General features: G+C 38.5%; 12 protein-coding genes. 11 read left to right on the top strand and 1 reads right to left on the bottom strand.

All coding sequences use genetic code 11. The annotated features are described in order from the left end of the window. The first annotated feature begins 2 nt into the window (after window positions 1-2). The 11 genes from nirD to GJE18_RS09790 all read left to right on the top strand — a co-directional run bounded on the left by nirD (window position 3) and on the right by GJE18_RS09790 (window position 14,195). Window positions 3-320 (top strand): nitrite reductase small subunit NirD, encoded by a 318-nt coding sequence (nirD, locus tag GJE18_RS09840; RefSeq protein WP_060551735.1) that lies wholly within the window; start codon window positions 3-5, stop codon window positions 318-320. After that, window positions 311-1,249 carry a uroporphyrinogen-III C-methyltransferase gene (gene cobA, locus GJE18_RS09835; protein ID WP_107368234.1) on the top strand — a complete coding sequence of 313 codons (939 nt, stop codon included), beginning with the start codon at window positions 311-313 and terminating at the stop codon, window positions 1,247-1,249. The genes nirD and cobA overlap by 10 nt, the downstream gene beginning before the upstream one ends. Before the next feature lie 322 nt (window positions 1,250-1,571). Further along, a complete protein-coding gene (locus GJE18_RS09830; RefSeq protein WP_420853508.1) occupies window positions 1,572-3,827 on the top strand; it encodes a 5'-nucleotidase C-terminal domain-containing protein in 2,256 nt (751 codons plus the stop codon). Window positions 3,828-4,121: 294 nt separating this feature from the next. Next, window positions 4,122-7,793 carry a nitrate reductase subunit alpha gene (locus GJE18_RS09825; protein ID WP_107396826.1) on the top strand — a complete coding sequence of 1,224 codons (3,672 nt, stop codon included), beginning with the start codon at window positions 4,122-4,124 and terminating at the stop codon, window positions 7,791-7,793. Next, window positions 7,783-9,339 carry a nitrate reductase subunit beta gene (narH, locus tag GJE18_RS09820; protein ID WP_060551731.1) on the top strand — a complete coding sequence of 519 codons (1,557 nt, stop codon included), beginning with the start codon at window positions 7,783-7,785 and terminating at the stop codon, window positions 9,337-9,339. Before GJE18_RS09825 ends, narH begins: the two co-directional genes overlap by 11 nt. Further along, window positions 9,332-9,907 carry a nitrate reductase molybdenum cofactor assembly chaperone gene (gene narJ, locus GJE18_RS09815; RefSeq protein WP_039644207.1) on the top strand — a complete coding sequence of 192 codons (576 nt, stop codon included), beginning with the start codon at window positions 9,332-9,334 and terminating at the stop codon, window positions 9,905-9,907. Before narH ends, narJ begins: the two co-directional genes overlap by 8 nt. Next, complete coding sequence (narI, locus tag GJE18_RS09810) at window positions 9,900-10,577, top strand: respiratory nitrate reductase subunit gamma (RefSeq protein ID WP_060551730.1); 678 nt, start codon at window positions 9,900-9,902, stop codon at window positions 10,575-10,577. Before narJ ends, narI begins: the two co-directional genes overlap by 8 nt. A 20-nt stretch (window positions 10,578-10,597) precedes the next feature. Further along, window positions 10,598-11,059 carry a nitrate respiration regulation accessory nitrate sensor NreA gene (nreA, locus tag GJE18_RS09805; protein ID WP_051879718.1) on the top strand — a complete coding sequence of 154 codons (462 nt, stop codon included), beginning with the start codon at window positions 10,598-10,600 and terminating at the stop codon, window positions 11,057-11,059. Further along, entirely contained in the window at window positions 11,059-12,141 is a 1,083-nt protein-coding gene (locus GJE18_RS09800) for a sensor histidine kinase (RefSeq protein ID WP_107368237.1), read from the top strand. The genes nreA and GJE18_RS09800 overlap by 1 nt, the downstream gene beginning before the upstream one ends. Beyond that, on the top strand, window positions 12,119-12,769 hold the full coding sequence (gene nreC / locus GJE18_RS09795; protein ID WP_037566539.1) for a nitrate respiration regulation response regulator NreC: 651 nt from the start codon (window positions 12,119-12,121) through the stop codon (window positions 12,767-12,769). Before GJE18_RS09800 ends, nreC begins: the two co-directional genes overlap by 23 nt. 265 nt (window positions 12,770-13,034) lie before the next feature. Further along, window positions 13,035-14,195: a nitrate/nitrite transporter gene (locus GJE18_RS09790; RefSeq protein WP_060551728.1), complete on the top strand. Its 1,161-nt coding sequence runs from the start codon at window positions 13,035-13,037 to the stop codon at window positions 14,193-14,195. 148 nt (window positions 14,196-14,343) lie between these two features. On the opposite strand, the gene GJE18_RS09785 is transcribed toward GJE18_RS09790, so the two are convergent. Further along, a complete protein-coding gene (locus tag GJE18_RS09785) occupies window positions 14,344-15,945 on the bottom strand; it encodes a M20/M25/M40 family metallo-hydrolase (RefSeq protein ID WP_107368238.1) in 1,602 nt (533 codons plus the stop codon). Window positions 15,946-16,052: the final 107 nt, after the last annotated feature.

The following is a 16,052-nucleotide window of genomic DNA, read 5'->3' as shown; positions in this document are numbered from 1 at the left end:
TCATGGCAATCACTCATGAAAAAGTAAAAGTAGCACATATTTCTGAATTAGAACCATTAATTGGAAAAAAAGTTATTGTAGGGGATTTACAAATTGGTTTGTTTTTGACAGAAGAAGGCGATATTCACGCGATAAACAACGTATGTCCGCATAAACGAGGACCGCTTTCTGAAGGCACGGTGAGTGGGCATTATGTATTCTGTCCATTGCATGATCAAAAAATCGACTTAACGACGGGTGAAGTTCAAGAACCTGATGAAGGTTGTGTGGCGACGTATCCTGTTGAAGTTATTGATGGGGACATTTACCTATGTCTATAACTGATGCACCACAAGTATACCTTGTGGGTGCAGGACCAGGTAATCCTTTATTGTTATCCAAAAAGGCAGAGCGTTGTATCCAACGTGCCGATGTGATTCTTTATGACCAGCTTGTGAATCCCTTTATTTTACAACTCTCCTCGCCTGAGACGGAATGGATTCATGTCGGCAAAACGCCTTACACGACGTATATGAGGCAAGATGAAATTAATGCATTGATGATTGAAAAAACGAAAACACATCGGACTGTTGTACGTTTAAAAGGAGGCGACCCAGCCATCTTTGGCCGTCTTGCGGATGAGGTTGATATTTTAAAAGCACATCATATTACTTATGAAGTCGTGCCAGGAATTACTGCTGCTAGTGCTGCAATGAGTCAGCTACATCGCGGACTGACTGAGCGTGGAGTGGCACGAAATATTACATTTACAACGGGGCATTTTAAAGACAATGAAGAAAATCCGATTGATATGACAACACTTAAAAATAATGGAACGCTTGCAATTTACATGGGTGTAAAGCGCTTGCCTAAGTTAATGAAAGAAGTACAATCGATGATTACAGATGATTTGCCAGCGGCTGTTATTTTTAATGCAACATGTGTGAATCAACAAGTGATTTCTGGACACGTGTCGTCAATCACAGCTAAAATTGCTGCCTTGCCTGAACGCCCAGGACCTGGGATTACGATTGTGGGACATGTTGTAAGAAACATTTTAGAGGAAGTGCCCGCATTGTCTGAGATAAATTATGTATGTATCAAAGGAAGACGCGACCTTTGTATGGCGCACGCCATGGATATATATGAAAATGGCGGTTGGGCTATTATCGACGACAGAGTAACGTCAACACTTCATCCAACTCAAGTTGAAATATTAACTGCATTAATTGAAAAAACGCCATTTACACACGTGTTAAATGAAGCTTAAACGGATAGTACATTGGGTTCATATTAATCATGCATTATTCAGTTCATCTTTAGGTAATATGTGAGCGTTAACTGAATCCCTAGTTCCCATTTTAGAACCATGAAATATATTTTCTAACACCTTCAAAGTTCAAGTGAGGATGAACTTTGAAGGTGTTTTGTAACTTTAATAATCATTTGTACGTATCTTTAAAATAAATTCATATAAAATTCATGATTATTTCATACTTTAAAGTGATATTGTGCTAGGATGGTAGTGTACGACATTTTAAAGGAGGTTACATATGAAGCGATTAGGGTTTTATACTGTTTTTATGATGGTTATGATACTTAGCATTCTGTTCTTCGTGCCTGGAACATCGACATATGCTGAAACGGCATCACCACCGTCAGAAAAAACAACCAACGTACAGCAAACATCATCTGAACCTGTGTCGACCACATCTTCAGTCACACAGTCACCATCGATGAATCATACAAATAAACAGACATCTACGGCAACGACATCTGATGCGTCTCAACCACAATCTACAGATCATCACGTGCAACCACAAGTGTCAACAGCAACAGCTGATACAGCATCTCATGAGACTGTCAATCAAAAGGAATCTCAATCAGCAAAACGCACACTAACCGGGATTCAATCTCAGGCGACAGCACAACCGAAACAGGCACAGGCGAATCCATCTCAGACACACACCATATTACATACGAATGATATTCACGGACGTCTCGTTGAAGAAGAGGGTCGTGTCATCGGGATGGCAAAAACCAAAACCATTAAGGATCAACATCAACCGGATTTAATGTTAGATGCGGGGGATGCATTTCAAGGTTTACCATTATCAAATCAATCTAAAGGTGAAGAAATGGCGAAAGCGATGAATGCCGTTGGATATGATGCGATGGTAGCTGGTAACCATGAATTTGATTTTGGCTACGATCAATTGAAAAAGTTAGAAAGTATGTTAAACTTTCCGATTTTAAGTTCGAACGTCTATAAAGATGGGAAACTAGCATTTAAACCATCTACCATAATTGAAAAAAATGGCGTCCGTTACGGCATTATCGGTGTTACAACACCTGAAACCAAAACGAAAACAAGTCCGACAGGTATCAAAGGTGTCACATTTGATGACCCACTGAAGAGTGTTTTACGTGAAATGAATGCCTTGAATGGTAAAGTCGATACATTTGTCATTTTATCTCATCTGGGTGTCGATTCGACGACTCAAGAGACGTGGCGCTCAGATTACCTTACACAACAAATAAATCGACGCACACAATATACAGTGCCTACTATTGTCATTGATGGCCATTCACATACGGTGATGCAGCATGGCCAAATGTATGGACGTGATTTACTTGCGCAAACAGGAACAGCGCTTGCGAATATTGGTAAAATTGATTTTAATTTTGCCAACAATACAGTAAGTGATTTGAAAGCATCTTTAATCAGTGTGAAAGATGCAGCACAAGTACAACCAGATCCAGCAGTGAAAGCACAGGTAGATAAAGCGAATGATGCTTTCTTAAAAGAAACGTCAGCAGTCGTAATACCGAATAATACAATTGTTTTTGAAGGAGAACGTGACCATGTTCGACGTCATGAGACAAATTTAGGTAACGCGATTGCGGATGCAATGGAAGCATATAGCAAGGATCACTTTAGTCAACCAGCTGATTTTGCGGTAACGAACAGTGGAGGCATACGTGCTTCTATTAACAAAGGTGAAGTCACACTCAACCATATTATTACAGTACTGCCATTTGGTAACACCATTTCTCAAATTAAAGTGAAAGGGTCAGATGTACGCGCTGCATTTGAACATAGTTTAAGTGCACCTACAGAAAATGTAAACGGTACGACGCAATTGTCTGCGAATGGTGGCTTGTTACAAATTTCTAAATCTATACGTGTATATTATGATATGGCACAACCAGCAGGCAAACGTATCAAAGCGATTCATGTTTTAAATAAGCAAACAGGTAAGTTTGAGGCGTTAGATTTAAATCGCACATATCGCATTGCGACGAATGATTTTACAGCATCTGGTGGAGATGGCTATACAATGTTAAATGGACCTAGAGAAGAAGGATTATCTTTAGATAAAGTGTTTGCGGATTACTTAAAACAAGCCGATTTATCACAATATGATACAACGGCGCCAACACGCATTATTAACGGCGATCCTGAAGCTTTAGAAACTCAAGAAGATAAAGTGATACCTTTCCCTAAACAACCGAAAGCACCGAAACAAGCACCGTTACCAAATGATACGAATCAACAATCAAAAATTCGAAAAATCAATAACAACGTGATAGTTTCAAATCAAACGCATCATATGAACAACGGTACTAAAGCCATAGGCTATGCACCTTCAATTCAAATGAATAGCCAGAATGGTTATGTCAATGCGAAAGGCGAACGCGTATTATTACGCACTGGTCAAGATTTATTATCGACAAACCAGACCCAATCATTACCCGATACAGGACATTCTCAACAAACGCCAATATGGATCGGTGGTTTGCTTGTTATGGGTGGTATGGTTTTAATAAGACGCTACACTGCTTGAGAAGATTGAAAGATAAATTAAATAATTGCATCTTTTGAAGTGTAAAGATTAAGCGCTCAAAATTCCACATTGGATTTTGAGCGTTTTTTGTGTTGATTTTTAATTCATCACATTTTATGAGGTTTAAATTGGCATTGATTTGTAAAAACAAAAGTTATTGTTCATCAACTATGTGAATTTTTTAACATTAGGGGATTTTACTACCGAATTAGGTATTTCCCTAATGTTGTGTATGGGTGTTGAATTATACAATTAAATTAAGTTGGAAAGCCTATGTATTTAAGGAGGATGAACATGGTTAAATTTGGATTGAATTTCTTTAAACCTACTGAAAAGTTCAACGGGAACTGGTCGGTTTTAGAGCATAAGAGCCGTGAATGGGAAAAAATGTATAGAGAACGTTGGAGCCACGATAAAGTTGTGCGTACCACACACGGTGTGAACTGTACGGGTTCTTGTTCGTGGAAAGTATTCGTAAAAAATGGTGTCATTACATGGGAGAATCAACAAATTGACTATCCAAGCTGTGGACCTGACATGCCTGAATTTGAACCACGTGGATGTCCACGAGGTGCGTCATTTTCATGGTATGAATATAGTCCATTACGTATTAAATACCCTTATGTACGCGGGAAATTATGGGATTTATGGACACGCGCATTAGAAGAACACCAAGATCCAATCAAAGCATGGGCTTCCATTGTAGAGGACGAGGAAAAAGCAACCATTTACAAATCTGCACGTGGTAAAGGTGGACACATTCGAGCAAATTGGAAAGACGTGTCACAACTGATTGCAGCACAATTAATTTACACAATTAAAAAAGATGGTCCGGACCGTATCGCTGGGTTTACACCAATTCCTGCCATGTCAATGATCAGTTATGCAGCGGGTGCCCGCTTCATTTCATTACTTGGCGGAGAAATGTTAAGTTTCTATGATTGGTACGCAGATTTACCACCAGCGTCTCCACAAATTTGGGGTGAACAAACAGACGTTCCAGAATCAAGTGACTGGTATAACTCGTCATATATTATGATGTGGGGCTCTAACGTACCGTTAACACGTACGCCAGATGCGCACTTTATGACTGAAGTAAGATACAAAGGTGCAAAAGTGATTTCGGTAGCACCTGACTATGCTGAAAACGTTAAGTTTGCGGATAATTGGATGGCACCTAATCCGGGTACGGATGCAGCCATTGCACAAGCGATGACGCACGTCATTCTTCAAGAGTTTTATGAAGATAACCCTTCAGAAATGTTTATTAATTATGCGAAACAATATTCTGATATGCCATTTATCATTCGATTAGATCAAGATGACAAAGGGTACAAAGCGGGTCGCTTTTTACGCTCAAGTGATTTAGGAAGCACAACCCCTAACAGTGAGTGGAAACCGGTAGTTATTGATGCTTTAACAGATACGATTCAGGTGCCTAACGGTACTATGGGTCAACGTTGGGAAGATGGTAAGCAATGGAACTTAAAACTAGAAAATGAACAAGGCGAAAAAATTGATCCGAGTATGTCTGTCGTAAGTGGCGAACATGAAATTGTAACGATTCAATTCCCTTACTTTGACAATGCGGGTAATGGTGTGTTTGAACGTCCAATAGCAGTGCGTAAAGTCACTTTAGCAAACGGTGAAGAAGTGCTTGCAGCAACGATTTATGACTTGATGACAAGTCAATATGGCGTTAAACGATTTAATCACCCATTAGAATCGAAAGACTTTAATGACGCAGAATCATTCTATACACCTGCTTGGCAAGAAAAAGTGACAAGCGTTAAAGCAAATTTAGTGACTCAAGTCGCACGTGAATTTGCACAAAATGCGATTGATACAGGCGGTCGCTCAATGATTATCATGGGTGCAGGTATTAACCACTGGTTTAACTCTGATATGATTTACCGTTCAATATTGAACCTCGTTGTACTTTGTGGATGTCAAGGCGTTAACGGAGGCGGATGGGCACACTATGTAGGCCAAGAAAAATGTCGTCCGATTGAAGGATGGAGTACGATTGCCTTTGCGAAAGACTGGCAAGGTCCACCACGTTTACAAAATGGGACAAGTTGGTTCTACTTTGCAACGGATCAATGGAAATATGAAGAATCTGGCGTAGACCGTTTGGCATCACCGCTTGCTGACAATGTGAAGTTGCAACACCCTGCAGATTATAACGTATTAGCTGCACGTAATGGTTGGTTACCATCATACCCGCAATTTGATCGCAACAGTTTATTGTGGGGAGAAGAAGCTAAAGATGCAGGTGATTTTACGAATGAAGCAGTATTAAAACGTGCGTTAGAAGATGTGAAATCACGTAAAACAAAATTTGCGATTGAAGATCCAGATTTACGTAAAAACCATCCAAAGTCATTGTTCGTATGGCGTTCAAACTTAATTTCAAGTTCTGCTAAAGGACAAGAATATTTCATGAAACATTTACTAGGTGCGAAATCTGCCTTAATGGCAGAACCAAATGAAACTGAGAAACCTGAAGAGATTACTTGGCGAGAAGATACGGTCGGTAAATTAGACTTACTTGTGTCATTAGATTTCCGTATGACTGCAACACCACTATACTCTGACATCGTGTTGCCGGCAGCGACATGGTATGAAAAACATGACCTATCGTCAACAGATATGCATCCATTTATCCATCCGTTCAATCCAGCAATCGATCCATTATGGGAATCTCGTTCAGATTGGGATATCTTCAAAACGATTAGTAAAACATTCTCAGATATGGCACGCGTACACTTAACTGGTACGTATAAGGATGTTGTTACAGCACCACTTGCGCACGACTCTAAACAAGAAATTTCACTTGCATATGGTAAAGTTCACGACTGGACAAAAGGTGAAATTGAACCTATTCCAGGTAAAACAATGCCAGGATTTGCGGTTGTAGACCGTACGTACACAGACGTGCATGATAAGTACATTTCAGTAGGACCTTTATTAGAAAATGGTAAAGTGGGTGCGCACGGCGTAAGCTTCTCAGTTAAAGAAGAATACGATGAATTACGAAGTATGGTCGGCACATGGGAAGATGATACAGTTAAAAACAATAAACCAAGAATTGATACGGCACGTAAAGTTGCAGATGTCATTCTTAATGTATCATCCGCTTCAAATGGGCGTGTATCTCAAAAATCATATGAAGATCTTGAAGCACAAACAGGGATGCAGTTAAAAGATATTTCAGGTGAACGTGCATCTGAAAAAATCACATTCTTAAATATTACGTCGCAACCAAGAGAAGTGATACCAACAGCGGTATTCCCTGGATCTAATAAACAAGGGCGTAGATATTCGCCATTTACAACAAATATTGAGCGCTTAGTTCCATTTAGAACGTTAACTGGACGTCAAAGTTATTATATTGACCATGAAGTGTTCCAACAATTCGGTGAGCAATTACCAGTTTATAAACCAACATTGCCACCAATGGTATTTGGTTCAAAAGATAAACAAGTGAAAGGCGGACAAGATTCACTCGTACTGCGCTATTTAACGCCACATGGTAAATGGAATATCCACTCAACATACCAAGATAACCAACACATGTTGACGTTATTCCGTGGTGGTCCAACAGTTTGGATTTCAAATGAGGATGCAGCACAACACGATATTGAAGATAACGATTGGTTAGAAGTGTATAACCGTAACGGTGTCGTCACAGCAAGAGCGGTTGTTTCACATCGTATGCCACGAGGCACAATGTTTATGTATCATGCGCAAGATAAACACATCGAAACACCAGGATCTGAAATTTCTGGTACACGTGGGGGCTCACACAATGCGCCAACACGCATTCACTTAAAACCTACACAATTAATGGGTGGTTATGCGCAAATCAGTTATTCATTTAACTATTATGGACCAATAGGGAACCAACGTGATGTATACGTTGCGGTGAGAAAGATGAAAGAGGTGGATTGGCTTGAAGATTAAAGCACAAGTTGCAATGGTGTTAAACCTAGACAAATGTATCGGTTGTCATACGTGTAGTGTGACATGTAAAAGCACATGGACCAATCGACCTGGTGCAGAATATATGTGGTTTAACAACGTAGAGACGAAACCAGGTATCGGTTATCCAAAACGTTGGGAAGACCAAGAGCACTATAAAGGTGGCTGGAGATTAAATAAAAAAGGAAAGTTGGAATTAAAATCTGGAACGCGTATTAATAAAATCGCACTCGGTAAAATTTTCTACAATCCTGATATGCCAGTCATTAAAGATTATTATGAACCATGGACATACAACTATGAACATTTAACAACAGCGAAAGCCTCTGAACATTCACCAGTCGCAAAAGCACATTCAGCAATGACAGGTCAACGTATGGATATTGAATGGGGCCCTAACTGGGAGGATGACTTAGCAGGCGGTCATGTCACTGGACCACAAGATCCAAACATCCAAAAAATCGAAGAAGAGATTAAATTTAATTTCGACCAAACATTTATGATGTATTTACCTCGTTTATGTGAACATTGCTTAAATCCGAGCTGTGTGGCCTCTTGTCCGTCTGGCGCGATGTATAAACGTGACGAAGACGGTATCGTGCTTGTTGACCAAGAAGCATGTCGTGGCTGGCGCTACTGTATGACGGGCTGTCCTTATAAAAAAGTGTACTTCAACTGGAAAACAAATAAAGCCGAAAAATGTACATTCTGCTTCCCACGTGTTGAAGCAGGGATTCCAACAGTATGTTCTGAAACATGTACAGGTCGTATGCGTTATTTAGGCGTCTTACTTTATGATGCAGACCGTGTTCAAGAAGCGGCATCAACTGAAAATGAACAAGATTTATATGAAAAACAACTCGAATTATTTTTAAACCCATTCGATGAAGCTGTGATTGAACAAGCTGAAAAAGATGGTATTTCACAAGAATGGATAGAAGCGGCGCAAAATTCACCGATTTACAAACTTGCCATTGAATACAAATTGGCGTTTCCATTACACCCAGAATACCGTACAATGCCGATGGTTTGGTACTGTCCACCGCTGAGTCCAATTATGAATTACTTCGAAGGTAAAAATGCGGGCAATAACCCAGATGCGATTTTTCCTGCAATTGAAGAAATGCGTCTACCTGTTCAATATCTTGCAGAATTATTTACTGCTGGCGATACGACTGCAGTGAAAGGTTCGTTGCAACGTATGGCTATGATGCGTAGCTACATGCGTGCACAAAATACAGGTCGTGACTTTGATATGTCACGATTAGAACGTGTCGGATTAACAGAACGTCAAGCAAAAGATATGTATCGTTTGTTAGCAATTGCAAAACATGAAGATCGCTTCGTGATTCCAACATCGCATAAAGAGCAATATATGGACACCTATGCAGCACAAGGTAGCCAAGGCTATGGTGGTGAACACTTCGGTGCAAACTGTGACGGTTGTGGCGTACCTGTAGGTGCAGGTGGTAAAACGGGTCAAGAAATATACAACGACAACTTCTATGGAGGGATCTTCCGTGATTAATCTTGAAACGCTCAAGTATTACAAAGAGACATTTGCTTATCTGAGCCAACAATTAAGTTTTCCGGAAAAATTGACCTTTCATCCTAAAACATTTGATGCGATTTTCAGTGAGGATCACCCTGCGTATCCTCACGTGAAAGCGTATCGTGAACGTATGTATGAATTAAGTTTGTCTGAAATTAAATCTTTGTACACGGATACGTTTGACTTTAATAAGAAAACAACGTTATATATGACCTTCAATAAATTTGATACGCAAAAAGAGCGCGGACAAATGCTAGCAAAGCTTAAAGTTTTATATGAAATGTTTGGCCTAGAAATGCCAGCATCAGAGCTCTCTGATTATTTACCATTAATGCTTGAATTTTTATATGCAGCACCGATTGATGGCGATGATCGCGCACAAGAAAATATGCAATTGCTTATTATGATTATTGAAGATGGCACGTATCCAATGATGAAATATTTAGAGGAAAAGGGTAATCCATATAGTCATTTAATACGAGGTTTACGAGAAACGTTAAAACGTTGCATCGTACAAGACAATGAGGTGACACAACATGTTTAATCAATTTTTGTGGGTAATCTTCCCATACCTTTGTCTTGCAATCTTCATAATTGGTCATATTGCACGTTATAAATTTGATCAATTTTCATGGACTGCAAAATCAAGTGAATTTATTGAAAAAAAGCAACTTAAATGGGGAAGTTTATTATTTCATTTAGGTATTGTGCCTGTGTTCTTTGGACACGTTGTAGGTCTTTTAATACCGGCGCACTGGTTAGAAGCGATAGGTGTAAATAACCACCTGTACCATATCGGAGCCGTGTATATCGGCAGCATATTTGGTATAATAACACTTGTCGGTATGTTCTTATTAACAGCAAGACGTGTAACAAAAGCGAATGTGCGTCGATTAAGTTCAGCATCAGATATTCTTGTAAACTTTTTATTACTCGTAATTGTATTTGCCGGACTTTACGCAACGCTTGTTGTCAACGCAACAACACCGGATTTTGATTACCGTCAAACAATATCAATATGGTTCAGAGGATTGTTTATGTTTAGCCCAGATGCCAACTTAATGACAGCTGTGCCATTTGCTTTTAAATTACATGTTTTGTTAGGCTTTTCCATTATGGCTTTGTGGCCATTTACAAGACTTGTTCATGTATGGAGTGTCCCATTATCATATGCGAGCCGAAGTTATATTATTTACCGCAAACATAAAGTATAAATAAAGATGGGGTGATGACCGTGGACCCAATTGATTTTTCAAAACATGATTATCAAACAGAGTTAGAAGCATTACGTCTTCGCTTTGGTTTTGATTTTGCAGGAATTGCACTCCCAACTGAAGATCATGTTGGCATGAAAATCAAATGGCGTTACGTGTCAGGTAATCTGAATAATAGATATCAACGCATCGTTCTCCGTAATGGACGTGGCATTGCTGGTACTGTAATGAAAACAGGAAAGTCAATGACTATTGCTGATACAAATCAAGAAGAAATACAACAATCATTATTTAATTTCCCAATACTTTTGAGTGAGCAATTAACTGCACTTATAGCAATTCCGCTTTGGCACAATCATCGTGTCAAAGGGGTCTTGTTATTTGGTCAAAGAAATGGGAAACCCTTACCTAACAAGACACACGACGTCATTAATATTAAAGGAATTGGTTCGTTAACAAGTGAAGACAGGGTGATATTATAATGAAGTCTAAAACGAAACCGTATGTTTTAAATGATTTATTGTTATCACATTATGAAAATACCACTGAAATGATTCTATTTATTGATCATGCTGGGGATGTTATTTTCATGAACAATGCTGCCAAACGGGTGCTCTCGGATGATAATCATTTACATGCGATGACATCTAATACAATATGTGGACGTTGTGAAGGGTATACAACAGAACATGCATTAAAAACATGCTATAATTGCTTTCTTGAAACACAAGAAATGGGTAACTCAACCTTTCAAGTATTTATGAAAACACGCGACAACAAAGTAGAACCTTTTACGGCAATGTATCAAACCATTGATACTGAACAAGACATTAAAGTATTTACACTCCAAAATGTGACGCAACAGCTTGAGCGCCATGAAAAACTACATCAGCGTCATATGATTCAAAAAACGATTGCAGCGCAAGAGAATGAACGTAAGCGTATTTCAAGAGAACTTCATGATGGTGTCGTTCAAGAACTGATCAACGTCAATGTAGAAATGCGACTACTTAAATACCAACAAAATATGGAAAGTATGATTAAACAATCGCATAATATTGAAGGGTTAATGGCGAAGTTAATCGATGACATACGGAATTTATCTTCAGAATTAAGACCGTCATCATTAGATGATCTTGGTTTAGATGCCGCATTTAAGACATACTTTAAACAGCTTGAAAACAATTACGGCTTGATGGTGAATTACCACTTCGATATGCCGCCGCAACGCTTTGATAGTGAGATTGAAACGGTTGTATACCGTGTCGTCCAAGAAGCGGTATTTAATGCTATGAAATATGCGGATGTAGATGTTGTAGATGTCAATGTTCGAAAAGATAAAAATCGGTTATTTGCTGAAGTTTCAGATCAAGGGACTGGTTTCGATCCGAAAGGCCATCCAAAAGGTTCAGGATTAGGACTATATGGAATGAATGAACGTGCTGAACTCGTTAACGGCAAATTAGACATTAAAACAGAAAAAGGGAAAGGTACTCTCGTCACTTTAGAGGTGCCTCTTGAACAAATTGGGGGCGTTGAGCTTGAAAATCGTAATCGCAGATGATCACGCAGTCGTACGTACGGGCTTTTCAATGATTTTAAACTTTCAAGAAGATATGGAAGTTGTAGGAACAGCTGCAGATGGTGTAGAAGCCTATCAAATGGTCATGAAATACGAACCTGATGTTTTAATTATGGATTTAAGCATGCCACCTGGAGAATCGGGTTTAATTGCGACGAGTAAAATCTTAGATAGTTTTCCTAAAACGAAGATTTTGATTTTAACGATGTATGATGATGAGGAATATTTATTCCACGTGTTACGTAGTGGGGCGAGTGGCTATATTTTAAAGAATGCACCGGATGAGCAACTGTTACTTGCAATACGGACAGTTTATAAAGGTGAAACATTTATCGACCCTAAAATGACGACGTCGCTCGTTAAAGAATTTGTCCATTCATCTGATGATGCCTCATACTCCAATGATCCATTTAAAGTATTATCTAAACGAGAACTTGAAATTTTACCACTTATCGCAAAAGGATACGGTAATAAAGACATTGCTGAAAAACTATTTGTTTCCGTAAAGACTGTTGAAGCTCATAAAACACGCATTATGGATAAATTAAACTTAAAGTCTAAACCCGAACTCGTGGAATATGCATTAAAGAAAAAGTTATTAGATTTTTAAATTAAACGTTGGAAGTCTTAGTTAAGATTTCTAGCGTTTTTTTACTTTCTGATTTTTATTAATTCGACGTTAAATCACATGTGAAAATGCTAACTTTTTTAGGGGAAGCACCGATATGTGTATAGGGGAAGTCCTTATGTTATTAATTTCACAAGCACGTTACACTATGTATGAATTAGTTAACACGTATTAAAATGAGAGACAATGGAAAAAGGTCTATACGTTTTGGTACACTGTGAAATTTAAAGAAAAAGGGTGAAAGAGAATGAATAAGTCAAAAGGCGGTCTTCAGCTCGGTTTACAAACACTGAGTCTTGTAGCTGGGTTCATGGCGTGGAGCATTATTGCACCACTGATGCCATTTATTTCTCAAGATATTAAAATCTCAAGTGGACAGTTATCTATCATCTTAGCGATTCCTGTCATTTTAGGTTCAGTCCTTCGTGTACCATTTGGATATTTAACAAACATTGTTGGTGCAAAATGGGTATTTTTTACGAGCTTTATTGTATTACTGATACCTGTTTTCTTACTTAGCCAAGCGACGTCTCCTGGTGCATTAATGTTTGCAGGCTTCTTTTTAGGAGTGGGAGGCGCAATTTTCTCTGTAGGTGTAACATCCATTCCAAAATATTTTTCTAAAGACAAAGTCGGTTTAGCAAACGGGATTTATGGAATGGGGAACTTAGGTACAGCAGTCTCTGCGTTCTTAGCACCACCTATCGCAGGTGCGATTGGTTGGCAATCTACTATTAAATTGTATCTTATCGTAATGGCTGTATTTGCGATGATTATGTTCTTCTTAGGTGATGGAAAAGAACCAAAAGTGAAAGTCCCACTTGTTGAGCAATCACGCAAATTGATGGCCAACTACAAATTGTATTATTTAAGCTTCTGGTATTTCATCACATTTGGTGCATTCGTTGCATTTGGTTTATTTTTACCTAACTACTTAGTGACACATTTTGGTATTGATAAAGTAGATGCAGGAATTAGAACAGGTGTATTTATTGCACTCGCAACGTTCTTACGTCCAGTTGGTGGTATGTTAGGAGATAAATTTAACGCAGTGACAATGTTAAAGATTTTCTTCACTATTATGATTGTAGGATCATTCTTGTTAGGTGTTTCTCAAAATATCTTCTTCTTTACACTTGGCTGTTTAACAGTCAGTGTATGTGCAGGTATTGGAAATGGACTCATCTTCAAGCTTGTGCCACATTACTTTACAACAGAAGCGGGTGTGGCCAACGGTATCGTCTCCATGATGGGTGGCCTTGGTGGTTTCTTCCCACCACTTGTGATTTCAGCAGTGACAGCTATGACGGGTACAAGTCATTTGGCATTTATATTATTAAGTGTTTTCGGTATTATCGCATTACTGACAATGATGAATTTATCAAAACGTGAAAAAAACGTCGCATAAATAAAGTAGCGCGCTAGAGTAGCATTCAATGCCTCTAGCGCGTTTTTGATTTTAAAAGCTTTTCCACATTTATGATTAAATGAAAGTAAAACGTGATCTAAAAATGCGCGGTGATAATCGTTAACGCTTTTCGTTGACTAATGTAACCTCACGCAAGAAAATGTGTTTTTATAATGTTTTCCAACACAACAGGTAATTCTACAAAAGCACTTTGTTTATGAATACGCTCTGTCACTTTATGCGCATCTTTACCGATTGGACCACAATTAATTAATGGTGCTTGAATGGCTTCAATATCTTTAAATGGAATTTTATATGTACGATTAAATACAGGTGTATTGTGTTCAAATGATTCAAAACCAGAGCCATTCGGTGAGGGTGCTACATAACTTAAATCACTAATACCATTGAAATAATGAATGCGTTCCGAACTGCGTTGAAATGATTGTTTGAAGGTGTCACGTATAGTTTGACCTACAGCTTCAGTCATCGGGTTGAATGATGTATTAGTAGCTGGATAATAAGGTGGTGTAAAAAATGTAATGACCGTTGGACCGAGGTCTCGACACATATTCATCAGCAAATCGACAATGGTAATTGATTGTAAGTGTGCGGCAGAATCATGTGCGATAACATCGTCAATCATTTGTTGTACTGTACGTTCATCATGAATCTTTACCGCATGTTGATAGAGTTCTTGATACGTCATAAAGTTCATTTGTATATCAAAAGCAATATCTTCAGCGTTGATGCGCTTTTCATAAATAGACATTCCTTTTTCTACACCTTTTTTTACGGCAGCATTAAATTTTTCATAGATGTCGTCTGCATTACTTTTGAATATAAAAAGGTTAAATAATGCAACGGTACGAAATGGTGTTTGCACATCATAATAATCTTTAATGTCAGTGATTTTTAAACTTACAGGCATGGGTGTATGTTCACCTTCAAAATGTTCCTTGAAATTCAAACTATATTCGATTTCTTGTTGAATGAAACTCATTAAAAAATTAGAACTTAAACCATTTGAAGGCGTACCTACGTGCGTTTCGCGACCATACACCAAAACACTTGGCATAATTTTACCAATAGAACCGGTGTAATAATAATGATTGTCATCATCTTGCGCTTGTTGGAATGTGGGCTCGCTATTTAAATGTAACGCCATCTTCAACTGATGCTTTTCACGAAGTGTATTTACGTATTCTACCGCAGCATGCATCCCTTTAGATGTGACTTCTTCATCTGGGACGGTCATTAATATTAAATTGACATCCCATTCTTCAATGCTCGCTTTTTCAATGAGTGCCATATGAAGCATTAATCCTGGTTTCATATCCATCGCGCCACGACCAAATAGATAATCTCCAGACTGTAAATCTGCGCGACTCACTTCGCCAAGATAAGTGGTATCATTTCGAAAAGCTTCCGTAAGTTGATCCATATCAAATGCCTGTCCTTGAAATGGACCATAATCATCAATGCCTACAGTATCAAAATGACTAATTAAAGTGACAGTGTCTTTGGCATGTGGTGCTTTATAAAAAGCAACAACCGCATGACGTTTATCATTTGTTGAAACGAGTTGTACATGGTCTGGGTGTGCTTTAAAATAGTCTAGTGTCATGAGCTCGTCTTGAATCATATAAGGAAACTCTAACTCTCCAGTAGAGTGTGTCACACTTGAATGTGCGACAAGTTGTTTCAGTAATGCCTCTCTATCAGAAGCGGTTTGCCATCTCATATTCATGTTTAAATCCCCCTTGTTGAATAACAGTAAATATATCATTCAATTGCTATTGTAAAGGGTTTCACAGCGCAAAGACAATATCTAATTTTTCTTGTGGTTGTTTTTGA

Source organism: Staphylococcus agnetis (assembly GCF_011466855.1).
GTDB classification, from domain to species: Bacteria; Bacillota; Bacilli; order Staphylococcales; family Staphylococcaceae; genus Staphylococcus; species Staphylococcus agnetis.
Note: the sequence above shows the minus strand (reverse complement) of the source record. Positions and strands in the feature narration are given on the sequence as shown.

Bases quoted from the DNA above. Each gene is read 5' to 3' on its own strand.
- nirD (WP_060551735.1), top strand. From the start codon at position 3: ATGGCAATCACTCATGAAAAAGTAAAAGTAGCACATATTTCTGAATTA.
- cobA (WP_107368234.1), top strand. From the start codon at position 311: ATGTCTATAACTGATGCACCACAAGTATACCTTGTGGGTGCAGGACCA.
- GJE18_RS09830 (WP_420853508.1), top strand. From the start codon at position 1,572: ATGATACTTAGCATTCTGTTCTTCGTGCCTGGAACATCGACATATGCT.
- GJE18_RS09825 (WP_107396826.1), top strand. From the start codon at position 4,122: ATGGTTAAATTTGGATTGAATTTCTTTAAACCTACTGAAAAGTTCAAC.
- narI (WP_060551730.1), top strand. From the start codon at position 9,900: ATGTTTAATCAATTTTTGTGGGTAATCTTCCCATACCTTTGTCTTGCA.
- GJE18_RS09800 (WP_107368237.1), top strand. From the start codon at position 11,059: ATGAAGTCTAAAACGAAACCGTATGTTTTAAATGATTTATTGTTATCA.
- GJE18_RS09790 (WP_060551728.1), top strand. From the start codon at position 13,035: ATGAATAAGTCAAAAGGCGGTCTTCAGCTCGGTTTACAAACACTGAGT.
- GJE18_RS09785 (WP_107368238.1), bottom strand. From the start codon at position 15,945: ATGAATATGAGATGGCAAACCGCTTCTGATAGAGAGGCATTACTGAAA.